General features: G+C 44.0%; 22 protein-coding genes. 11 read left to right on the forward strand and 11 right to left on the reverse strand.

What is annotated here, in order from left to right:
• Positions 1-15: 15 nt before the first annotated feature.
• On the reverse strand, positions 16-561 hold the full coding sequence (locus ATB74_RS15450) for a DUF924 family protein (RefSeq protein ID WP_061019089.1): 546 nt from the start codon (positions 559-561) through the stop codon (positions 16-18).
• A 60-nt stretch (positions 562-621) separates the two neighbouring features.
• The gene (gene djlA, locus ATB74_RS15455) at positions 622-1476 is read right to left on the reverse strand and encodes a co-chaperone DjlA (RefSeq protein ID WP_061019090.1); all 855 of its coding nucleotides are present in this window, start codon (positions 1474-1476) and stop codon (positions 622-624) included.
• A 149-nt stretch (positions 1477-1625) separates the two neighbouring features.
• On the opposite strand from djlA, the gene lptD reads away from it, so the two are divergent.
• The 6 genes from lptD to ATB74_RS15485 all read left to right on the forward strand — a co-directional run bounded on the left by lptD (position 1626) and on the right by ATB74_RS15485 (position 8391).
• Positions 1626-3959 carry an LPS assembly protein LptD gene (gene lptD / locus ATB74_RS15460; RefSeq protein ID WP_081090131.1) on the forward strand — a complete coding sequence of 778 codons (2334 nt, stop codon included), beginning with the start codon at positions 1626-1628 and terminating at the stop codon, positions 3957-3959.
• A gap of 43 nt (positions 3960-4002) precedes the next feature.
• Complete coding sequence (gene surA, locus ATB74_RS15465) at positions 4003-5298, forward strand: peptidylprolyl isomerase SurA (protein ID WP_061019092.1); 1296 nt, start codon at positions 4003-4005, stop codon at positions 5296-5298.
• Entirely contained in the window at positions 5288-6277 is a 990-nt protein-coding gene (gene pdxA, locus ATB74_RS15470; RefSeq protein WP_061019093.1) for a 4-hydroxythreonine-4-phosphate dehydrogenase PdxA, read from the forward strand. Before surA ends, pdxA begins: the two co-directional genes overlap by 11 nt.
• Positions 6274-7089, forward strand: a complete 816-nt coding sequence (gene rsmA, locus ATB74_RS15475; protein WP_017062942.1) for a 16S rRNA (adenine(1518)-N(6)/adenine(1519)-N(6))-dimethyltransferase RsmA — start codon at positions 6274-6276, stop codon at positions 7087-7089. The genes pdxA and rsmA overlap by 4 nt, the downstream gene beginning before the upstream one ends.
• An 88-nt stretch (positions 7090-7177) precedes the next feature.
• Complete coding sequence (gene apaG / locus ATB74_RS15480; RefSeq protein WP_004735899.1) at positions 7178-7558, forward strand: Co2+/Mg2+ efflux protein ApaG; 381 nt, start codon at positions 7178-7180, stop codon at positions 7556-7558.
• Positions 7559-7587: 29 nt separating this feature from the next.
• On the forward strand, positions 7588-8391 hold the full coding sequence (locus tag ATB74_RS15485) for a symmetrical bis(5'-nucleosyl)-tetraphosphatase (protein ID WP_060982991.1): 804 nt from the start codon (positions 7588-7590) through the stop codon (positions 8389-8391).
• A gap of 99 nt (positions 8392-8490) precedes the next feature.
• Here the strand turns inward: ATB74_RS15485 and folA are convergent, their stop codons facing one another.
• From folA to rplU, 6 genes are all read right to left on the reverse strand, one after another.
• Positions 8491-8970, reverse strand: a complete 480-nt coding sequence (gene folA / locus ATB74_RS15490; RefSeq protein WP_061019094.1) for a type 3 dihydrofolate reductase — start codon at positions 8968-8970, stop codon at positions 8491-8493.
• Positions 8971-9009: 39 nt separating this feature from the next.
• The gene (locus ATB74_RS15495; protein ID WP_017062945.1) at positions 9010-9483 is read right to left on the reverse strand and encodes a threonine/serine exporter family protein; all 474 of its coding nucleotides are present in this window, start codon (positions 9481-9483) and stop codon (positions 9010-9012) included.
• Complete coding sequence (locus ATB74_RS15500) at positions 9483-10250, reverse strand: threonine/serine exporter family protein (RefSeq protein WP_060982989.1); 768 nt, start codon at positions 10248-10250, stop codon at positions 9483-9485. Before ATB74_RS15500 ends, ATB74_RS15495 begins: the two co-directional genes overlap by 1 nt.
• Before the next feature lie 165 nt (positions 10251-10415).
• Complete coding sequence (gene cgtA, locus ATB74_RS15505; protein WP_017061377.1) at positions 10416-11588, reverse strand: Obg family GTPase CgtA; 1173 nt, start codon at positions 11586-11588, stop codon at positions 10416-10418.
• Positions 11589-11893: 305 nt separating this feature from the next.
• Entirely contained in the window at positions 11894-12151 is a 258-nt protein-coding gene (gene rpmA / locus ATB74_RS15510) for a 50S ribosomal protein L27 (RefSeq protein ID WP_004735905.1), read from the reverse strand.
• A 19-nt stretch (positions 12152-12170) separates the two neighbouring features.
• A complete protein-coding gene (gene rplU / locus ATB74_RS15515; RefSeq protein WP_004740823.1) occupies positions 12171-12482 on the reverse strand; it encodes a 50S ribosomal protein L21 in 312 nt (103 codons plus the stop codon).
• A 268-nt stretch (positions 12483-12750) separates the two neighbouring features.
• Here rplU and ispB point away from each other — a divergent pair, with 268 nt between their 5' ends.
• Positions 12751-13722 (forward strand): octaprenyl diphosphate synthase, encoded by a 972-nt coding sequence (gene ispB / locus ATB74_RS15520; protein WP_061019095.1) that lies wholly within the window; start codon positions 12751-12753, stop codon positions 13720-13722.
• 95 nt (positions 13723-13817) lie between these two features.
• On the opposite strand, the gene ATB74_RS15525 is transcribed toward ispB, so the two are convergent.
• Entirely contained in the window at positions 13818-14009 is a 192-nt protein-coding gene (locus tag ATB74_RS15525; RefSeq protein ID WP_017061375.1) for a hypothetical protein, read from the reverse strand.
• 125 nt (positions 14010-14134) lie between these two features.
• Positions 14135-15070 carry a malate dehydrogenase gene (gene mdh, locus ATB74_RS15530; protein ID WP_009847834.1) on the reverse strand — a complete coding sequence of 312 codons (936 nt, stop codon included), beginning with the start codon at positions 15068-15070 and terminating at the stop codon, positions 14135-14137.
• Positions 15071-15402: 332 nt separating this feature from the next.
• On the opposite strand from mdh, the gene argR reads away from it, so the two are divergent.
• The 4 genes from argR (at position 15403) to ATB74_RS15550 (ending at position 20564) form a co-directional block, all read left to right on the forward strand.
• Positions 15403-15873, forward strand: coding sequence for a transcriptional regulator ArgR (gene argR, locus ATB74_RS15535; RefSeq protein ID WP_004740827.1), 471 nt, complete (start codon positions 15403-15405; stop codon positions 15871-15873).
• A 342-nt stretch (positions 15874-16215) separates the two neighbouring features.
• Positions 16216-17184, forward strand: a complete 969-nt coding sequence (locus ATB74_RS15540) for a TAXI family TRAP transporter solute-binding subunit (RefSeq protein ID WP_017061374.1) — start codon at positions 16216-16218, stop codon at positions 17182-17184.
• A gap of 255 nt (positions 17185-17439) precedes the next feature.
• Complete coding sequence (locus ATB74_RS15545; protein WP_061019096.1) at positions 17440-20019, forward strand: TRAP transporter permease; 2580 nt, start codon at positions 17440-17442, stop codon at positions 20017-20019.
• A gap of 107 nt (positions 20020-20126) precedes the next feature.
• A complete protein-coding gene (locus ATB74_RS15550; RefSeq protein WP_048609641.1) occupies positions 20127-20564 on the forward strand; it encodes a universal stress protein in 438 nt (145 codons plus the stop codon).
• Positions 20565-20649: 85 nt separating this feature from the next.
• Here the strand turns inward: ATB74_RS15550 and ATB74_RS15555 are convergent, their stop codons facing one another.
• A complete protein-coding gene (locus tag ATB74_RS15555; RefSeq protein WP_061019097.1) occupies positions 20650-21612 on the reverse strand; it encodes a D-2-hydroxyacid dehydrogenase in 963 nt (320 codons plus the stop codon).
• Between the last annotated feature and the right edge of the window lie 33 nt (positions 21613-21645).

A 21645-nucleotide genomic window follows, 5' to 3' on the forward strand; every position in this document is an offset into this window, starting at 1 on the left:
CACTGAGCTCTAAAACTAGAAACTTGAACCTGGCTGCTGCAAGAACTCAATCTCTTCTGGCGTTGATGCTCGCCCTAACACCTCATTACGGTGCGGATAGCGACCAAATCGCTCAATGATAATCTTGTGCTTAAACTCAAAATCCAAATTATGTTCTAAGCCAGTTTGAGAAAAGAGCTCCACGGCTTGTTCATGGACTAACAAAGACTCGCTGTGCATATAAGGCATATACAGGAAACTTTTTTGTTGCTCGTTAAGTTGGTGGTCAAAACCACCCGCTACCGCTTCTTGGGCTAGAGCTAACGCCATCGGATCAGCAGAAAATGCTGTCGGACTGTTTCGACCAATATTTCGAGAAAACTGATCAAGCACGATAATCTCAGCCAAGCGCCCTTGTGCGTTTTGACGCCATTCAAATAACTCACCTTGAGCTGCTGCTTTGTGCAGTTCAGAAAATCGAGACTCTATCAAAGAGTCAATCTCGGCGCCGCCAGTAAACCAATCTTTAGGCGTCAACTCATCGAACCAAAATTCAAGAACATCCTGATACGTTACCGTCATATAATTCCCTTTAATAAAAAAAACGAGTCATTTAATGTCATGGCTCGGCTTAGTGTTCGATTACTTAAAACCTTTGACCTTCTTTATCAGGTCATAAGCATTTTGAATTTCTTGCGACTTCTCTTTCGCAACATTCATCATCTCAGGCGGTAAGCCCTTCGCCATCAGTTTATCTGGATGGTGCTCATTCATCAGCTTACGATAAGCTTTCTTGACCTCTTTACCGTCGGCACTTTCACTCACACCTAGTACCTTAAACGCATCGCCAAGCTGATTCTGCTGTGAAGCCTGTTGCCAACCTGATGATTGCCCATGGCTTTGATGACCACCAAAGCTTCCACCTTGCTGTTGGAAACGGAATGCAGCTTCTTGCATCTGCAAGCGGCGTTCTAGTTGCTCTGCAGAAAAACCTAGGCCTTGAGCTATCTTATGCAAGACCTGACGCTCACTTGGATGCAAGCTCCCATCAGCAAATGCAGCAGATACTTGCAGCTCAAGGAAGAACTGTAGGAGATCAAAACGACCACCCGATGAGATTTTCACTCGCTCAAGGACATCACTCAGCGGGAAGTCACTCTCTTTTCCATCTCGGAATGCATCTTGCGCCGCTTTGCGTTGTTCGCCATGCAGGTTCATGCGCTCCATCATGGTAGAAGCAAGCTGAATCTCTTCAGGTGTTACTTGCCCCTTCGCTTTAGCAACATGTCCCATAACCGCAAAAGCGGATTTAAAAAACTCGTTCTGTCTTTCAGCTTGGCTTGGGCCTCGACCAAAACCAGAGCTATTGAAGCCTGATTGGTTCAATCGGCGAGCTTTATCGAACTGGTGACCTAAAAATAGGCCAAAAACCAAACCGAGCGGCCCTCCAAATAAAAAGCCAAAAAACGCGCCCAAAATTTTGCCAAATATTTGCATTATGTGTTCTCTATCTATGAATTTTATCTGAGTAATGCTGTCTGATGATGCTGAATGCTAATATTTCCTTTATCATAAGGAAAATGCTTTATTAATTGGATTGATACTAGATCAACCCTCCATCTAGTGACACAGGATAGTTCAACTTCATGCAATCTTTTTCCCGCACCTTGTTAGCCGCGTCTATAAGTACGGCGTTATACGTGTCGACAACTCAAGCTGAAACAATCACCAATAGTAGTGTGCAGGAAATGCCCTCTATAGATCAATGCTTGATCGAACCCGCTGCAGAAAACGAGACACAGCTACCCGCACACGTTGAGTCAGATCGCTTAGAAGCTATCAATGGTGACAAGGCTATATATTCAGGTGACGTAAGAGTTACGCAAGGGAACAAGACCATCCTTGCTGATAACGTAACCCTACACCAACAAGAAAATATCGTTGTAGCTGAAGGCAACGTAAACTTTAGTGACGGTCAAATCAAGTCAGTATCAGATAGAGCAACCAACAATCTGACTACCGATGAGATGACGTTAGAAAATACCGATTACGAATTTCTTTGCGAACCAGGTCGCGGAGATGCTGTTTATATAGCAAAAACAGGTAAAGCGGTTTATGAGATTGAAGATGGCTCGATTACCTCTTGCCCGATTGGTGACAACGCTTGGCGTCTAAGAGCATCGAGTATCGATGTCGACCAAGACGAAGAGCAAGCGACCTTTTATAACCCACGCTTTGAAATCCAGAGCGTTCCTGTTTTCTATCTGCCTTATCTAACCGTCCCTATTGGCGATACACGTAAAACAGGTTTCCTGTACCCAACCGTGTCATACGGTTCAAGTGATGGCTTTGAAGCTGAAATCCCTGTTTATTGGAACTTAGCACCAAACTACGACTTGGAAACCACCTTCAAGTACATGCAAGAGCGTGGTACACAACTTAACAGTAAGTTCAGATATTTAAGTGACTTTGGTAAGGGCAGTATCAAATCGGAATACTTACCAGATGACAAAAAATACCAAGATAAGGGCGACCGTTGGGGAGCACAGTTAGAGCACTCAGGTATATTCCAGCAGTCTTGGTTATTCGAAATCGATTATTCAAAAGTAAGTGATATCGACTACTTCACAGACGTTAGTGGAAGTAGTATTGGTAATCGCGAAGATGGCCAACTACTTCAAGAAGGTCAAGCAACTTACCGCTCCCAAAACTGGGATGCATCGGTACTTGTGCGAGATTTCCAAGTTCTGACTACAAGCAATAATCTTCCTTATCGTCTAATGCCACAGCTAGAGTACAATTACTATGCTCCTGAGGTGATGGAGTACTTAGACTTCGACATGATCAGCCATGTCTCAATATTTGATACAGACGCAAAAGGTAAACCATCTGCGACTCGTGTCCACGTAGAGCCAGGCATTACCATTCCAGTCGGAAATACTTGGGGTACTTGGACAACAGAAGCACGACTGCTGGGTACATACTATCAGCAAGATCTTGATGGTGTTGATACAACAAGTGACGAATACAAAGATTTAGAAGAATCAGTAAGCAGAGCTATCCCTGAATTTAGAAGTCATGCTGGGATCATTCTAGAACGAGATACCACGATTGTTGGTAACTACACACAAACTCTAGAACCACAGGTTCAGTACCTGTACGTTCCAGAAGAAGACCAAAGTAATATCGGATTTTACGACACTACATTACTTCAGACTGATTACTATGGTCTATTTAGAAGCCGTAAATACAGTGGTGTAGACCGTATCGCAGCTGCAAATCAAGTCAGTTATGGGGCTTCATCTCGTTTCTTTGATGACGAATACAAAGAAAGACTAAATATATCATTTGGTCAAATATTCTATTTTGATAAAGATACAAAGCAAACCCTGAGCAGTGAAGGATCTAATGATAAAACTAATTATTCTTCTTGGGCTATCGAAATGGACTTCAACTACGATGACTATCTGTTCTACCATGGTGGCGTGCAATACGACATTGACTCATCTTCGATGCAATTAGCCAATAGTACACTTGAATACCGCTTTGCTGGTGGTTACATACAAACCAACTATCGCTACGTTACAGAAGAATACATAAATGAAACTGTAGATTTTGACGTATCATCAATAACAAGAGATGGTATATCTCAAGCAGGTTTACTCGGTGCCTACAAAATTTCACCTAAGTGGAGCACAAGTGCCCAATATTTCTATGACTTAAGCACACAAGAAGATCTAGAGTGGTTGGCTCGACTTAACTACAAATCGGATTGTTGGTACATCGGCTTTACCTATAGCAACCGTTTGACGAACAACATTAGTGATCCAAATATCACACCTGAATATGAAAACAACTTTAGTGTGAACTTCGGTATTATTGGCTTTGGTACCAATATCGGCTCTGACTCCGGCGCTATTGGTGAAAGCAGCTCAGATAATTCTTTGAGTTACGGTCGCCCATTCTTCTTAAACAACTAATTTTCTTTACTGATAAGACATCAGTAAATTTAAAGGATTACACATGACATTGTGGAAACGCACATTAATTGCCATTGCAGCAGCTTGTACTTTATCAACAAGCTATGCAGCGCCGGTCGAGCTAGACAGCGTAAAAGTTATCGTTAACGAAGGCGTTATCTTACAAAGCGACATCGATGCTTCGATGAAGACGCTGCGTGCAAACGCAAAAAAAAGCGGTCAAACACTGCCATCACAAGACGTGCTCAATGAGCAAGTGCTTGAAAAACTGATCATCGATACTATTCAGACTCAAGAAGCGGAGCGTATCGGTGTTCGTATTGATGATGCTCGACTTGATCAAGCAATTGAAGGTATCGCCAAAGACAACAACCAAACGGTAGAGCAACTTACCGCATCGGTTGCTGAAGAAGGCCTTAGCTACAATGCATTTCGAGAGCAAGTAAGAAAAGAAATTGCGGCAAGTGAGGCTCGCAATGCTCTAGTTCGTCGTCGTATTAACATCCTTCCTGCAGAGGTCGATAACCTAGCGGATATCTTGGCGCAAGAGACTAACGCAACCGTTCAATACAAGATTGGACACATTCAACTGCGCTTCAATGATGACCAAACTAAAGAAGAGCTAGAAGCCCAAGCTAAAGAACTTGTCGAAGAGCTGAACTCAGGTAAAGATTTCAGCACCATGGCATATACTTACTCTAAAGGCCCTAAAGCACTACAAGGTGGTGATTGGGGTTGGATGCGCAAAGAAGAGATGCCAACCATCTTTGCTGATCAAATCAAAATGCAAAATAAAGGCAGCATCATAGGTCCTTTCCGAAGCGGCGTTGGTTTCCATATTCTAAAAATTGAAGATGTGAAAGGCTTAGAAACTGTAGCGGTAACGGAAGTTAATGCTCGTCATATCCTGATTAAACCAACCGTAATCTTAAGTGACGATGGCGCTAAGGAACAACTTGAAGAGATCACGCGCCGCGTAAACGCAGGTGAAGCGAGCTTTGGCGACCTTGCTCAGCAATACAGCCAAGACCCAGGTTCTGCAGTACAAGACGGTGAGCTAGGTTACCAAACGCCAGACTTGTATGTACCAGAGTTCAAACACCAAGTAGAAACACTACCCGAAGGTAAGATCAGTGCGCCATTCAAAACCGTGCATGGTTGGCACATTGTTGAAGTACTAGACCGTCGCGAAGTAGACCGTACTGATTCAGCTTTGAAAAATAAAGCTTACCAAATTCTATTTAACCGTAAATTCAACGAAGAAGCTGGTGCTTGGCTGCAAGAAGTGAGAGCAAGTGCCTTTGTGGAAATGGTTGAGGACGACCAAGATGACAACTAAACGTATTGTCATAACTGCAGGAGAGCCCGCGGGGATAGGTCCAGATCTGACTCTGGCTCTATCTCAAGAAAGCTGGCCTCATCAACTTGTAGTCTGTGCCGATAAGACACTGCTAGCTGAACGAGCTAAAGTGCTTGGTATCGAAGTGGATCTGCTAGATTACGACGCAAACGCAGCTAAGCAACCTCAACGTGCTGGCACACTAGTAGTGAAACACATTCCACTTGCTGAAATGGCAATTGCGGGCCAACTCAACGAGGCTAATGGCCATTACGTATTAAATACTTTAGAAACCGCAGCAATTGGCTGTATGAATGATGAATTTGATGCTATTGTCACCGGCCCTGTTCACAAGGGTGTAATTAACCGAGCTGGCGTTGCTTTTAGTGGCCATACCGAGTTCTTTGCAGAGAAGTCCAATACACCACTGGTAGTGATGATGTTGGCAACTGAAGGGCTGCGTGTTGCGCTAGTAACAACGCACATCCCACTAGCTTATGTATCTCAAGCAGTGACCGAAGACAGATTAGAGCAAATTATTGCTATTCTGAATAAAGACTTGGTTGAAAAATTTGCTATTGAGAAACCAACTATCTACGTGTGTGGCTTGAATCCACATGCTGGTGAAGATGGTTGCTTAGGGCGTGAAGAGATTGAAACCATCACCCCGACGCTAGAAAAAATTCGCCAAAAAGATGGCATCAATTTAGTTGGCCCATTGCCAGCAGATACCATCTTTAATGAAAAATATTTGCAAGATGCAGATGCTGTTTTAGGTATGTATCACGACCAAGTACTCCCGGTATTGAAATACAAAGGGTTTGGTCGCTCAGTGAACATCACGCTTGGCTTACCGTTTATTCGCACATCAGTCGACCACGGTACCGCCTTAGACTTGGCAGGGAAAGGCCAAGCCGATACAGGGAGCTTTAGAACAGCGCTCACGCACGCCATTGAATTAGTAGAGAAAAAGCAATGAGAAATGATGTCCACTTAGGGCACAAAGCGCGTAAACGTTTTGGTCAAAACTTCCTTAACGATCCATACATTATTGATGGCATCGTATCGAGCATTAACCCATTACCTGGTCAAAACTTGGTAGAGATCGGTCCTGGTCTAGGCGCAATTACTGAGCCTGTGGGTAAGCTTGTCGATAAATTTACTGTTATCGAATTGGATAGAGACCTTGCAGAACGTCTGCGTAACCATCCGGATCTGGCTGATAAGCTAACGATCCGTGAAGGCGATGCGATGAAGTTCGACTTCCAAGAACTGGTTAAACCAAACAACAAGCTACGTATTTTCGGTAACTTGCCATACAACATCTCTACACCATTGATGTTTCACCTTTTTGAATTCCATAAAGACGTGCAAGACATGCACTTTATGCTTCAAAAAGAAGTGGTTAACCGTCTAGCCGCAGGCCCAGGCAGCAAAGCTTACGGCCGTCTTACTGTGATGGCTCAGTACTACTGTAAAGTGACGCCAGTGCTAGAAGTGCCACCAACGGCCTTCGTTCCGCCACCGAAAGTAGACTCTGCAGTCGTTCGCCTACAGCCATACGAAGTGCTGCCTTACCCGGCAAAAGATCTGAAATGGCTAGATCGCGTATGTCGCGAAGGCTTTAACCAGCGTCGTAAAACGGTTCGTAACTGCTATAAGAGTTTGATCGATAAAGAAGTACTGGAAGAGCTCGGTATCAACCCAAGCATGCGTCCTGAGAACTTAACGCTTGAACAGTTTGTCGACATGGCAAACTGGTTGTACGACAGCCACAACGCTGACAAATAAATAAAAAAGGCTCCTACACTTCGGTTAGGAGCCTTTTTTATGTAATACTTTAATTACATTAAGTATATCAACAACAAAAGGTGCGAATATGGATATATCTACGCCTTGTATCAAATGCCAGGTTCACTCTAAATACATAGAGGAGCAATCTGAGCCTACCAAGAATCGTTACGTCTTCGCCTACATTATAACGATCAAAAACCTCAGTAAAACAACGGTGCAGCTTATGTCTCGCCGCTGGCTTATTACCGACTCTAACGGCAAGCAACTCACCATTGAGGGTGATGGTGTAGTTGGGCAACAACCCGTGATTGAAGCCAACGACGAATACACCTACACAAGTGGCACTGTCATCGAAACCCCTGTTGGCGTTATGCAAGGTCACTATGTGATGACCGATAACAAGGGCATTGATTTTATTACCGAAGTTGACCCATTCAGACTCGCAATCCCTAATATTCTTAATTAGCCATACATCCGTATCTACAGGAAATTATTGTGTCGAATTATATTGTCGGAGACATCCAAGGGTGCTTCGACGAACTTCAATTACTGCTTGAAGCTATTAACTTTGATAAACACCAAGATACCTTATGGGTAGCTGGAGACCTAGTCGCTCGAGGCCCAAAATCATTGGAAACTCTACGCTTTATTCGTAGCCTTGGTGACGCAGCTAAGGTTGTATTAGGCAACCACGACTTACACCTTCTGGCAGTGTCCTTAGGGCTATTTCCAGCGAAACCAAAAGATAAGACTCAAGCGATTCTTGATGCTGAAGATCGTGAACTACTACTCGAATGGTTAAGGCAACAACCTTTGCTTCAAGAACACCCAGAGTTCGTGATGTGCCATGCGGGTATCTCGCCGCAATGGAGCATAGAAACAGCACGTATCGAAAATCGAGAGATAGTATCCTTGCTGAAGTCGGACAGATGGCAATGGCTTATCGAAAACATGTACAGCAACACGCCTGATTTATGGCATCAGGATTTACATGATATTGAGCGCTATCGCTATGCAATCAATAGCCTGACAAGAATGCGCTTCTGTTTTGAAGACGGTCGACTTGACATGGCATGTAAGCTACCACCCAATGAAATTACCGATGAACCATTAGTGCCGTGGTTTGACCTTCCACAACGCATAAAGCTCGATAAAACCGTTGTTTTTGGACACTGGGCTGCACTTGAAGGCTATAACGGAAAAGACGTGATTGGACTTGATACTGGCTGCGTTTGGGGGGGAGACTTAACCGCACTTCGCTGGGAAGACAAACAGTTTTTTACTCAAAAAGCGCTATAGAAACACGGATACGAGATACGAGATACGAGATACGAACGCTTGCGCTGCTAGGTACAGTAACGCAAGCATTTTTCAGAGCCTAACTATTAATAACCACAGTTAACGCTCGAGAATCACAAACGCCATATTGTGTTTGTTTTTCTCGTCAGCTTGATAGCTCTCGTTAAAGCTCAGCTTCCAACCTTCCCCCCAGTCAGGAAATTGTGTATCTCCATCCACATCAAAATCGATGTAGGTCAGATACAACTTGTCTGCTTTAGGTAGGCAACTTTCATAGATTGAACCACCACCAATGATCATGACCTCTTCAACATCACTGACTAGATCCAGAGCTTTTTCAATCGAGGTAACCGTTGTCACCCCTTCAATTTCCAAGTTCTCATCACGGCTAATCACAACGTTTAATCGACCAGGTAAAGGACGTCCGATAGAATCATAGGTTTTACGCCCCATGACTACAGGCTTACCCATCGTTGAGCGCTTGAACCATGCAAAATCCGCAGGCAAGTGCCAAGGCATCTGGTTGTCTTTACCTATTACACGGTTATTGGCCATTGCTGCAATCATACTGATGATCATAAATCGAAAGTCCTGTCCTTAACTGAGAGAGATTTGATGCTAGACAATAGGTCTGCGTCGGTAGAATAACAGCCCAGGTACAGCTAAGCCAACCGCTAGTCCAGCGATAATGAACATTGATTTCAAAAAGTTCTCCATCAACATTGCCAGTAACTCGGGAGTGTAGCCAGCTCTGTTAATCTCCACCATAGCAATCATTGCCTTGAAGGCAAACACGCCTGGGACCATAGGAATCAAGGCAGCAACCGTAAATACCTTAGGATGCGCTAACAGTTTATGCGACCAATGAACCCCTATCATACCAACTACAGTCGCGGCGAAAAATGTCGCCCATTCGATTGGAATACCAAAGTGCATCATCAGGTAACGGCTACCGTGACCAATAGAGCCTCCTAATGCACAATAAATTAACGCGCGCTGTGGAACGTTAAACACCAATGCGAATCCAACCGCAGGAATCGCGGCGAAAAACATATCATTGAGCAAACCTAAAAACAGTTCGAAAATACTCATTAGCTCGCCCATCCCCAAACATCAGATAAACTCATCGCTGCTACAATACCCAAGCTCGTCGCCAGAGTTAATAAGCTGGCCATGGTGAAGCGTGCCAACCCCATATTGATATGGCCTTTGAGCATATCAGCGACGGAGTTAATCAGAGGAAAGCCTGGTACTAGCATCAATACTGATGAAGCCATCACGATCGTGGGTTGACCGCCAATATTGTAAAGTACAGCTTGAGCAGAGATGGTAGTGGTAACAAATGCAGTGATCGCAAAGTTTAATAAAGGATTGAAATGACGATGGCCAATTTCTTGTCTGACGATCATGCCGCAGGCTGAAGCAATAAAAGTCATCATGAACACCTGCCAATCTCCGCCCGCAAGACGGCTAAAAGAGGCGCATGATAATCCAATCATCACAACCACTAACCAACGGTTGTAGCGTTCAGGGCTGATGTTTTGAATCTTTTTATATGCTAATTCATAATCGAGAATTCCCTTCTCCATCATGATGCAAATTCGCTGAATGTCAGTGATCACTTGCATGTTAATGCCACGATCAGCACAGCTTCGTGTGGTGGTAATACAGTGATCGTTCATCACGGTAGTGACAACGAGCGCATTGGCTGACAGTGCGACTTCAACCTCATTCACCCCACAAGCAATGCCGATACGGCGCATAATATCGCCGACCAGTGTACTTTCAGCTCCGTGTGCCAGTAACATTTGTCCTGATTGAGCGACAAGTCTTGAGATCGCTCTTTGCTTTGGTGCCATGATTTCCTTCCCATAGGCGTTAAATTTCTAGAAATAAATTCTGCATTAAAATCCGACTATACATAATGATTTAGATACAAAAAAACCGCAATTTTCATTGCGGTTTAATAAAACTATCAGTGTACTTGTAAGAAGCGACCGATGCGTTATGAGAAACTAAGAGGATTAGTCACGAACATAGATAACATGACCGTCATCTTCTTCGTCATCCCAATCGTCCCAGTCATCGTCATCTTCAGTGACGACATTCTTACCGCTCATCGCATCTTTATGGTAGTCATCCCACATAAAGTCTACTTTTTCTTCTTCTTCAACTTCTACAACTTCACGAGGTAGGTTTTCCATAAACTCACCTAGTTTGAAGCAAAGATCTTTGGTGCCGATTTTGTTCACAGCAGAGATCTTGAAGTACTCGCCTTCCCAACCCAAAGCATCGATGATTTCTTGAATCTTTTCGTCTGCTTCGTCTTCTGGCATTAGGTCAACTTTGTTGAACACTAACCAACGAGGTTTCTGTGAAACTTTTTCACTGTATTGCTCAAGCTCATCGATGATCGTTAGTGCATTCTGAATAGGATCAGACTGATCAATCGGCATAATATCGATCATATGCAGAAGAACACGACAACGCTCAAGGTGCTTAAGGAAACGAATACCAAGGCCTGCGCCATCAGCTGCGCCTTCGATTAGACCAGGGATATCGGCAACAACGAAGCTCTTTTCAGGAACGACACTTACCACACCCAAGCTTGGGATCAAGGTAGTGAACGGGTAATCAGCTACTTTTGGTTTCGCAGCAGATACTGAACGAATAAAAGTAGATTTACCTGCGTTTGGTAGGCCAAGCATACCAACGTCAGCTAATAGAAGAAGCTCTAAACGCAGTTCGCGAACTTCACCTTTAGTACCCATTGTCTTTTGACGAGGAGCACGGTTAACAGACGATTTAAAACGCGTGTTACCAAGACCGTGCCAACCACCTTTACCAACCATTACTTTCTTGCCGTGTTCAGCAACTTCAGCAACGATTTCATTGGTGTGGATATCAACCGCACGAGTACCTACAGGTACTTTCAGTGTAATGTCTTTACCACGTTTACCAGTACAGTTACCACCGCGACCGTTCTCACCACGCTCTGCGTTGTAAAAACGTTGGAAACGATAATCGATCAGTGTGTTCAAGTTCTCATCCGCTTGGATGTAAACATCACCACCGTCACCGCCGTCACCGCCGTCAGGGCCACCTTTAGCGACGAATTTTTCGCGCCAAAAGCTAACTGTACCATTACCGCCATCACCGGCTTCTATTTTTACTACCGCTTCATCAACGAATTTCATTTTTTAACTCCGCACTTACGTTGCGTTACCACTCATCAAGGAGTGATATAAATTCTAGCAGATCCGTGTTTAGATCGATCACCTAAGATCTAGGCCGACCTGCAACTAAGGAACAAATAAGGAGAGGTTCTTTGCTTTCTTTTTCTTAAAAAACAAATGGTTTCTTAAAAACCAAACTGCTTATTAAAAATTAAAGCCAGAGCGTCTGCTTTTTTATTCTTGCTATAAATAAAAAACCCTGCCGAATCGGCAGGGCTTTTGAATTCAGCTTGAAAGCTAATAAAATAATCTAGTTAAAGATTAAATTACTCAGCTTCGATGCTTACAAACTTACGGTTTTTAGGACCTTTAACAGCAAATTTCACTTTACCTTCAGTAAGAGCGAAAAGAGTGTGGTCTTTACCGATGCCAACGTTTGTGCCAGCGTGGAACTTAGTACCACGTTGACGAACGATGATGTTACCTGCAAGAACAGATTCACCACCAAAACGCTTAACACCAAGACGTTTGCTTTCTGAATCGCGGCCGTTATTAGTAGAACCGCCAGCTTTTTTATGTGCCATTGTTAAACTCTCCTAATACTTAAGCGTTAATGCCAGTGATTTTCACTTCAGTGAACCACTGACGGTGACCAGCTTGCTTACGCGAGTGCTTACGACGACGGAACTTAACGATTTTTACTTTATCGCCACGACCGTGTTGTACTACTTCTGCAGTAACCTTGCCACCTTCAACAAGAGGTGCACCAACAGCGATTTCTTCGCCGTTAGCAACAAGAAGAACTTTATCAAATTCTACAGTTGCACCAGTTTCAACGTCTAATTTCTCTAAACGAAGTGTTTGACCTTCGCTTACTCGGTGTTGTTTGCCACCAGATTGGAAAACAGCGTACATATTTTACTCCGCTTTTTCCGCACAGCCTATGGTTGTTAATTGTACAACTCGGGTGTGCGCTAAACTAATCAATAGGGCGCAGATTCTACGGGAATCATGGCGCTATGACAAGCCATATTTTTAAAAAATTGGCGAAAACCTGTTCGCCAAAGAAAAGTGCGGCAATCATGCCCTTTAGCGATGTATTAATCAACGTTTTTTAGTGTATTATTCAACAATTAAATACAACGTATAAGCCTTACAGGGTCTAACTTCAGCCGGATGAACAATGGATTTTAAAGCTATCCAAACGCTTACTGCCAATGATATGGCAAAAGTGAATGAAACAATTCAAGCCCAACTTAATTCTGACGTAAGTTTAATCAACCAGCTTGGTTTTTATATCGTTAGCGGCGGCGGCAAACGCCTACGCCCTTTGCTTGCTCTTTTATCTGCTCGTGCACTTGGTTATCAAGGTGAAGCTCATATCACCTCAGCAGCCTTTATCGAGTTTATTCACACCGCTACCCTGCTCCATGATGATGTTGTCGACGAATCAGACATGAGACGCGGTAAAGCGACAGCCAATGCCGCTTTTGGTAATGCCGCTAGCGTTTTGGTGGGCGATTTTATTTATACTCGCTCATTCCAAATGATGACAACGCTAGGATCCTTAAAGATCCTTGAGTTGATGAGCGAAGCGGTAAACGTAATTGCCGAGGGTGAAGTTCAACAATTAATGAACTGCAACAACCCAGACACCACAGAAGAAAGCTATATGCAGGTGATCTACTCTAAGACCGCTCGCCTGTTTGAAGCTGCAACGCAAATCGGTGCCATTCTTAGCGAATCATCACCAGAAATCGAAACTGCAATGCAGAACTACGGTAAGTACTTAGGCACCGCATTCCAACTGATTGATGATGTGATGGATTACACAGCTGACGGTAAAGAGATGGGTAAGAACGTTGGTGACGATCTTGCCGAAGGCAAACCAACGCTGCCTCTACTTTACGCAATGCACAATGGTTCAGCTGAACAAGCAAGCATGATTCGTGAAGCGATTGAAAAAGCGAATGGGATGGAACGCCTCGACGATATTATGGCTGTGATGAAAGAGACAGGCTCTTTAGAGTACACAACAAATAAAGCCTATGAAGAAGCCGATAAAGCGATTGCTGAGCTTTCTGTACTTCCTGACTCTGAATATAAGCAAGCGCTAACAACGCTCGCACACTTGGCTGTTAAACGCAGTAAGTAAGCTCGTTGATAGACAACTAGCTTCTATATAAATAATAAAAAAGAGCCTCAGGGCTCTTTTTTAGTTTTGAACAAATATTTATAAGAGATCCAAGTTCAATATCGGCTCGCTTCTAATGATAGTGGCAATTGTGCTTCAATTTCTTCAAGCTCTTCCATTGGCACTGCGTATTGCTCATGCCCATTGTAAGTCTCTACTAAGGCATACTGCTCTTGCTCATCAATAACCAATACTTTTCCTAAGTGCCCCAAATATTCGACATTCATACCCTTCTGAACAGTAGCCATAAAATTCACCCTCAACTTGGTTGTAGAGGAAAATACGAGCAGCTTAAACTCTAGGATCAAAAAAGCCGATCATTATGACCGGCTCTTAATAATTCACTTTTAGGCTGAGTTAAATAGCGTCTCGCTTATTTAGCGAATTCAACACCAATCTCAATGTCGCCATTTAGTGTTTCAAGCATGCTATCTAAAGCGTTACGTTCGAAGTCGCTCAGCTCACCGTAGCTAAGGATCGCTTCAGCGCCCTCTTTGCCAAGTTTAACTGGTTGCGCGAAGAATGGTGCGTGCTCGCCTTCACCTTCAACGTATGCGCATTCAATCACGTTCTCTTCGCCTTGAAGTGCTTTAACTAGTGCAAGACCGAAACGACAAGCCGCTTGACCCATAGACAGTGTCGCACTACCGCCGCCAGCTTTAGCTTCTACTACTTCCGTACCTGCATTTTGGATGCGAGTCGTTAGCGCTGCGATTTCTTCATCAGTGAACTCTACGCCTTCAACTTGAGAAAGCAGAGGAAGGATAGTTACGCCTGAGTGACCGCCGATAACAGGAACACGGATGTCGCCTGGATCTTTGTCTTTTAGTTCAGCAACGAACGTTTCAGAACGAATCACATCAAGAGTCGTAATACCAAATAGACGACGCTTGTCGTAAACGCCCGCTTTCTTCAGTACTTCAGCCGCGATTGGCACTGTCGTGTTTACTGGGTTAGTGATGATACCAACACAAGCAGTAGGACAAGTAACTGCGATTTTCTCTGCAAGAGACTTAACAATGCCAGCGTTCACATTGAAAAGATCCGCACGATCCATACCAGGCTTACGAGCAACACCTGCAGAAATAAGTACAACATCCGCACCTTCTAGTGCTGGTGTTGGATCTTCACCTGCGTAACCTTTGATCGAAACAGGCGTTGGGATATGGCTAAGATCAGCAGCAACACCCGGTGTTACCGGTGCGATATCGTAAAGTGCAAGATCTGAACCAGCAGGTAGGCGGTTCTTAAGTAGTAGGGCTAGGGCTTGACCGATGCCACCAGCGGCACCAATAACAGCTACTTTCATTGTTATTCTCCTTGAGAGCTTTCTCTTATAAATTCTTTGTAGGGTAATTCTTGAGCTAAATCTAAGTTAAAAAACTATATTAATCACAAAGTGATTACAATCAATTAACGCTAGCTTTGCGACTTCGCGCAAGTCAATAAAACCGTGCTACACAGCGAGTTCGCATTATGGCGATAATCAACTGAAATAACAAAATAAGTCGTCGCAAATAACACATTATTCTATTAAATATTTACAGTGATATGACTAACAAATTACTGGGATATTTTGGCTAAAATTGAATATGTATGCGAGAATATGCAAACATCTTTGTTAATGAATAAGAATGACATATGCGCAATACAGAAAAGCAAGACAACTTAGTTCGTGCATTTAAAGCCTTACTAAAAGAAGAACGTTTTGGCTCACAAGGCGAAATTGTAGATGCCCTAAAACACGAAGGTTTTGAAAGCATCAACCAGTCTAAAGTCTCGCGTATGTTAACCAAGTTTGGTGCCGTTCGAACTCGTAACGCAAAAATGGAGATGGTTTACTGTCTTCCTGCTGAACTTGGTGTTCCGACAGTTTCTAGCTCTTTACGAGAATTAGTACTAGATATTGACCACAACAATGCATTAGTTGTGATACACACTGGCCCAGGTGCAGCTCAGCTTATTGCTCGCTTATTAGACTCACTAGGCAAGTCGGAAGGCATACTGGGTGTGGTCGCGGGTGATGACACTATCTTTATTACTCCAACCTTATCGGTTACCACTAAGCAACTGTTTGATTCTGTGTGCGAACTGTTTGAATACGCAGGATAATTGATCACTGTTTCATAACTATCAGCCTTACTAATGGATCACGAGCATCTATTCGCTTCGTGATCCAAATCACATCCTAGAATATCCATACTCCCCTCCCGAAATTACACTAAATCATTGATTTTAAAAAACTCAGTAGCAAATTAAACACGAGATCTAGACATCATTTGTTAGATTTTTTAGCTATATCTTTTAACATTCGAGTAATTTTCTGCCAATTTTTGATATTATTCAGCCACTTTTTCATCACATGGATTGAAAAAGGTGCCGTTTCCAAATAGGAAACTCCAGAAACGACTACACTTGTTTCAGGGTTAATAATGAATAAAGGAAGGGAAATTCATGGCATTTACCAAACTTATTAAAGTTGGTGCTATTGCAGCTGCTGTAATGGGCGCTGGCGCTGTTAACGCTCAAGAGTTCATCACAATTGGTACTGGTTCAGTGACGGGTGTTTACTATCCGACTGGTGGTGCAATTTGTAAACTAGTGAACAAGGGCCGCAAAGACCACAACATTCGTTGTTCTGTAGAGTCTACTGGTGGTTCAATCTACAACGTTAACACCATCCGTGCTGGTGAACTAGATTTCGGTGTTGTTCAATCGGACTGGCAATACCACGGCTACAACGGTACAAGTAAGTTCAAAGATCAAGGCGAATACAAGAAACTTCGCGCTATGTTCTCTCTACATACAGAACCGTTCAACATCATCGCTCGTACCGATGCTGGCATCAACAATGTTTCTGACCTAGCTGGTAAGCGCGTAAACATTGGTAATCCAGGCTCTGGTGACCGTGCAACGATGGGTGTTGTAATGGACGCTATGGGTTGGACGAATGACAGCTTCAAGCTTGCTTCTGAACTTAAAGGTTCTGAGCGTTCACAAGCACTTTGTGATAACAAGATTGATGCATTCATCTACATGGTTGGTCACCCGAACGGATCAATCAAAGAAGCAACAACGTCTTGTGATGCAAAACTGGTTTCAGCAACAGGTCCACAGATCGACAAGATCGTAGCTGAAAACCCGTACTACGCTTACAGCACAGTTCCTGCTGGCATGTACCGTGGTACTGACGCTGACGTAAACAGCTTCGGTGTTGCAGCAACAATGGTAACAACTTCAGACGTTTCTGAAGAAGTTGCATACAACGTTGCTAAGGCAGTATTTGAAAACTTTGACACTTTCAAACGCCTACATCCAGCATTTGCTAACCTGAAAAAAGAAGACATGGTTAAAGCGGGTATCTCTATCCCTCTTCACCCAGGCGCAGCAAAATACTACAAAGAAGTGGGCCTTCTAAAGTAATTCTACTTTAAGCCTACTACACCAATAAGGAGGCTAGCCCTCCTTATTGGCTTTTCACGTTTTATAAAAATAACTTAAGTGAAAAGAGCAACCCTTTAAGTTTCTCCAATTTGGAGGACTTACCTTCGTATCAAGCCTAAGACAAAGACGAACAAAGAACGCATTTCCCTATCCATTCACTACACTAGATAGGAAATAAATAGCGTTTGGTTGTTCGTAAGAAAAGGCAGACCATCAATAATAAGGATAAAGTACATGACGCAGACAACATCACCGTCTCCAGATGTGCAAGAAATGGTGGCACAATCAGATACTGGTGCGCGTAGCCCTCGTGGTATCCAAGGCCGTATTTTATGGTTTGTGCCTCTATGTTGGTCACTGTTCCAACTTTGGTATGCATCTCCGCTGCCGTTCATTTTTAACTTCGCAATTTTAAACGACACTGAAGCTCGAGCAATTCACCTTACGTTTGCTATTTTCCTAGCCTTTACCGCTTATCCAGCCATGAAGAATTCGCCTAGGGATCGCATCCCAGCTGTCGACTGGATATTAGCGCTAGTAGGTAGTTTTTCAGCTTCTTATATCTATATTTTCTATACTGAACTCGCTGAGCGCTCAGGCGCACCAACAACATTCGATATTGTTGCGGCCGTATTCGGTATGGTTTTACTGCTTGAAGCAACACGACGCGCTTTGGGTCCACCTCTTATGGTTGTGGCAGCAGTATTCCTACTTTACACCTTTGGCGGCCCTCACATGCCAGACGTTATTGCCCACAAAGGTGCGAGCCTGAACAAGGCAATGTCGCACCTGTGGCTAACAACTGAAGGTGTATTCGGTGTGGCACTTGGCGTATCAACGTCATTCGTATTCTTGTTTGTACTGTTTGGTGCAATGCTAGAACGTGCTGGTGCTGGTGCTTACTTTATTAAAGTTGCATTCTCTCTGCTTGGTCACATGAAGGGCGGCCCAGCGAAAGCAGCCGTTGTTGCGTCTGGTTTATCTGGTCTGGTATCAGGCTCATCGATTGCAAACGTGGTAACCACAGGTACCTTTACTATCCCGCTAATGAAGCGTGTTGGTTTCCCTGGCACAAAAGCTGGTGCAGTAGAAGTAGCAGCTTCAACCAACGGTCAGCTAACGCCACCTATCATGGGTGCAGCAGCCTTCTTGATGGTTGAGTATGTGGGCATTTCGTATGTAGAAGTTATCAAAGCCGCGCTACTGCCCGCTCTGATCTCTTACATCGCTCTGATTTACATTGTTCACCTAGAAGCATGTAAAGCAGGCATGACAGGCCTACCTCGTCGTCACACGCCAACTATCGTACAAAGCCTACTCTCTTTCACTGGTACCATTTTAGGTCTATGTGTTATCAGTGCCGCGGTTTATTACGGTGTCGGTTGGACGAAAGATGTATTTGGCGATGCGGCAACACCAATCGTAACTGTGGCGCTATTGATCGCTTATGTTGCTCTGGTTCGCGTATCAGCAAAATACGCAGCTGAAGGTGGTATGGAAATCGATGCGGATCTAAAAGAAGTTCCAGACCCAGGTCCAACGATTAAGTCTGGCCTTCACTTCCTACTGCCTATCGTAGTGCTAGTTTGGTGTTTAACGGTTGAACGTTTCTCGCCAGGCCTATCTGCATTCTGGGCAACCGTATTCATGATCTTCATTTTGATCACTCAGCGTCCTTTGATGACTCTGATGAACAAATCTGACGATCTTGCAGAGCAAACTAAAGCTGGTTTCGTTGACCTAGCAGAGAGCTTGGTTTCAGGCGCACGTAACATGATCGGTATCGGTGTAGCGACAGCTGCTGCAGGTACGGTTGTAGGCGTGGTGACTCTGACAGGTATCGGCCTTGTAATGACGGATTTCGTTGAGTTTATCTCAGGCGGTAGCATCATTCTTATGCTGCTATTCACTGCGGTAATCAGCTTGATCTTAGGTATGGGCTTACCAACCACAGCAAACTACATCGTTGTATCAACGCTGATGGCTCCGGTAATCGTGACCCTAGGTGCTGCGCACGGTCTGATCATTCCACTGATTGCCGTTCACTTATTCGTGTTCTATTTCGGTATTCTTGCCGATGATACCCCTCCGGTAGGTTTGGCAGCATTTGCGGCCGCCGCGATTGCTAAATCAGATCCGATTCGTACGGGTATTCAAGGCTTTACCTACGATATCCGGACCGCGATCTTACCGTTCATGTTCATATTCAATACCCAACTACTGTTGATGGGCATTGATTCTTGGTGGCACTTAGCGTTAACGATTTTCTCTTCGGTTACTGCAGTACTTATCTTTGCAGCAGCAACTCAAGGTTGGTGGTTCACTAAGAACAAGTGGTGGGAAACCATACTGCTTATCGTTCTGACTTTCTCTTTCTTCCGCCCAGGTTTCTGGTGGGACATGATTTATCCAGAGAAAGTTCTTTCGCCAGGAGTTGAGATCGCTCAAATCACAGAAAATTTATCTGTGGGACAATCACTTGAATTGAGAGTAGGTGGCGAAAACTTAGAAGGTAACTATTCTGAGAAAACAGTCCGCCTTCCATTTGAAGATTCTGCGACAACAAGTGAAGACCGCATTGCTTCCATGGGCCTAATGCTGACACAAGCTGACGACAAGATGATTGTTGATATGGTTGAGTTTGGTAGCCCTGCAGAAGCCGCTGGCATTGACTTTGATTGGGAAATTAAATCAGTTATCCAAGACGCAGAACGACCAATGAAAGAGTGGGTATTCTTACCTGCCCTACTGATTTTGATTGGTTTAGCGATGAACCAAAGAAGGCGTGCTCGTAAGGATGAGATTAGCGCGTAATGGATAGAGCCAAGTAGCGCTCTACTCTATTTGGCTTTTTTACTACATGGAAAAGATAATTACAGCGTTTGGTATGTACTAAGCGCTGCTCAAAAAGAGACGAATACATGTATAGACAAATCCTTGTTCCCGTTGATCTTAACGACAAAGGCTTTTCTGATAAAGCAGTCGAGCTAGCGGTATGGCACGCGAAACACAGCAATGCTGAAGTCCACATTCTGAACGTACTACCGGGCATTCACATGTCGATGGTGGCGTCTTACTTCCCGAAAGATGCAGCGAACCAAATGAAGCTTGATGTTAAAAATCAGCTGAAAGAGTTTGCTGACAAGCACATTGACGATGAAGTGGTGTATAAAGTTCACGTTGCCGAAGGCAAGACTTACACAACGATTCTAGATTACGCAGAAAAACTGGGCGCTGACCTTATCGTGATGCCTAGCCATAAGCGTTCGAAAATCGACAAGGTTGTGCTTGGTTCTGTTGCAAGCAAAGTGGTACAGAACTCACCAATCAATGTATTGGTAGTTAAGCCGCAAGGCTAAATCACTTAATCGACATAACGATCTAAAAAGGTTGGCCTAAAAGCCAACCTTTTTTGTTTTGTGCTCGTACCATTCAATTCTTCAATCAACTCACTAAGTTTTGCGGATTACCCGCGACAAACCCATCAATATTATCGATTAAGATATCAGACAGCTTTTGAATTGAACTATCACTGCCCCACGCAACATGGGGTGTCAGCAATAAGTTAGCTAGGTGACTGTTAGCCAATAGTGGGTTCGAGTTGTCTGCCGGCTCTTGTGTGAACACATCCATGCCTGCACCTGCGATCTCATTACTCTTCAAAGCCTCAACTAGGGCTTGCTCATCGACCAATCCACCACGCCCCGCATTGATCAACACCGCACTTGGTTTCATCATTGCTAGCTCTCGCTCTGAAATCAGGTTTCGAGTCGCTTCGGTCAGCGGACAATGTAAGCTGATCGCATCCGCTTGCTGCAACACTGTATCAAAAGGCAGATACCCCTCTCGACAAGACTCCACCCCTTTTCGCTCAGCAAAAATGACGTTCATGCCTATCACTTTAGCCAATATCGCAGTCGCTTGCCCTAAACTGCCACTACCGATTAAACCCAATGTACTACCAGCCACATCTTGAATAGGATGAGTAAAGAAACAGAACTGCTTATCCTTTTGCCACTCGCCGGCTTCAATGTCTTGATGGTAGCCAACAAGATTTCGTTTTAGCGTAAACAACATAGCAATCACATGTTCAGGTACCGACTGAGTCGCATAACCTTGTACGTTTGTCACTGCAATGTTTTTAGATTTACAGTATTCCACATCGACATTATTGACACCGGTCGCTGAAACCGCGATCAACTTGAGTTTTTTCGCACCAGCGAGATTCGACTCATTGAGCACTACCTTGTTAGTGATCACCACATCAGCTTCTTCAACTCGCTCCGATACTTGCTCAGGAGCCGTGAAATCATACTCCACCCATTCATGCTCAAAGCTCAGAGGCTTTAAATGAATTTGAGATGGGATGGTCGCTCTATCAAGAAACACGACTTTCAACGTTGGCATTCTTCTTCCTTGGTTAAATCTATGAATCCATCC

It is taken from the genome of Vibrio splendidus, assembly GCF_001557875.1.
GTDB lineage: Bacteria > Pseudomonadota > Gammaproteobacteria > Enterobacterales > Vibrionaceae > Vibrio > Vibrio splendidus_F.

Excerpts from the sequence above, each read along its gene's own strand:
- pdxA (WP_061019093.1), top strand. The coding sequence starts at position 5,288 with ATGACAACTAAACGTATTGTCATAACTGCAGGAGAGCCCGCGGGGATA.
- ispB (WP_061019095.1), top strand. The coding sequence starts at position 12,751 with ATGGATTTTAAAGCTATCCAAACGCTTACTGCCAATGATATGGCAAAA.
- ATB74_RS15555 (WP_061019097.1), bottom strand. The coding sequence starts at position 21,612 with ATGCCAACGTTGAAAGTCGTGTTTCTTGATAGAGCGACCATCCCATCT.
- ATB74_RS15545 (WP_061019096.1), top strand. The coding sequence starts at position 17,440 with ATGACGCAGACAACATCACCGTCTCCAGATGTGCAAGAAATGGTGGCA.
- rsmA (WP_017062942.1), top strand. The coding sequence starts at position 6,274 with ATGAGAAATGATGTCCACTTAGGGCACAAAGCGCGTAAACGTTTTGGT.
- ATB74_RS15550 (WP_048609641.1), top strand. The coding sequence starts at position 20,127 with ATGTATAGACAAATCCTTGTTCCCGTTGATCTTAACGACAAAGGCTTT.
- ATB74_RS15495 (WP_017062945.1), bottom strand. The coding sequence starts at position 9,483 with ATGAGTATTTTCGAACTGTTTTTAGGTTTGCTCAATGATATGTTTTTC.
- surA (WP_061019092.1), top strand. The coding sequence starts at position 4,003 with ATGACATTGTGGAAACGCACATTAATTGCCATTGCAGCAGCTTGTACT.
- folA (WP_061019094.1), bottom strand. The coding sequence starts at position 8,970 with ATGATCATCAGTATGATTGCAGCAATGGCCAATAACCGTGTAATAGGT.
- ATB74_RS15525 (WP_017061375.1), bottom strand. The coding sequence starts at position 14,009 with ATGGCTACTGTTCAGAAGGGTATGAATGTCGAATATTTGGGGCACTTA.
- lptD (WP_081090131.1), top strand. The coding sequence starts at position 1,626 with ATGCAATCTTTTTCCCGCACCTTGTTAGCCGCGTCTATAAGTACGGCG.
- ATB74_RS15450 (WP_061019089.1), bottom strand. The coding sequence starts at position 561 with ATGACGGTAACGTATCAGGATGTTCTTGAATTTTGGTTCGATGAGTTG.
- mdh (WP_009847834.1), bottom strand. The coding sequence starts at position 15,070 with ATGAAAGTAGCTGTTATTGGTGCCGCTGGTGGCATCGGTCAAGCCCTA.
- rplU (WP_004740823.1), bottom strand. The coding sequence starts at position 12,482 with ATGTACGCTGTTTTCCAATCTGGTGGCAAACAACACCGAGTAAGCGAA.
- ATB74_RS15540 (WP_017061374.1), top strand. The coding sequence starts at position 16,216 with ATGGCATTTACCAAACTTATTAAAGTTGGTGCTATTGCAGCTGCTGTA.
- djlA (WP_061019090.1), bottom strand. The coding sequence starts at position 1,476 with ATGCAAATATTTGGCAAAATTTTGGGCGCGTTTTTTGGCTTTTTATTT.
- apaG (WP_004735899.1), top strand. The coding sequence starts at position 7,178 with ATGGATATATCTACGCCTTGTATCAAATGCCAGGTTCACTCTAAATAC.
- cgtA (WP_017061377.1), bottom strand. The coding sequence starts at position 11,588 with ATGAAATTCGTTGATGAAGCGGTAGTAAAAATAGAAGCCGGTGATGGC.
- rpmA (WP_004735905.1), bottom strand. The coding sequence starts at position 12,151 with ATGGCACATAAAAAAGCTGGCGGTTCTACTAATAACGGCCGCGATTCA.
- argR (WP_004740827.1), top strand. The coding sequence starts at position 15,403 with ATGCGCAATACAGAAAAGCAAGACAACTTAGTTCGTGCATTTAAAGCC.
- ATB74_RS15500 (WP_060982989.1), bottom strand. The coding sequence starts at position 10,250 with ATGGCACCAAAGCAAAGAGCGATCTCAAGACTTGTCGCTCAATCAGGA.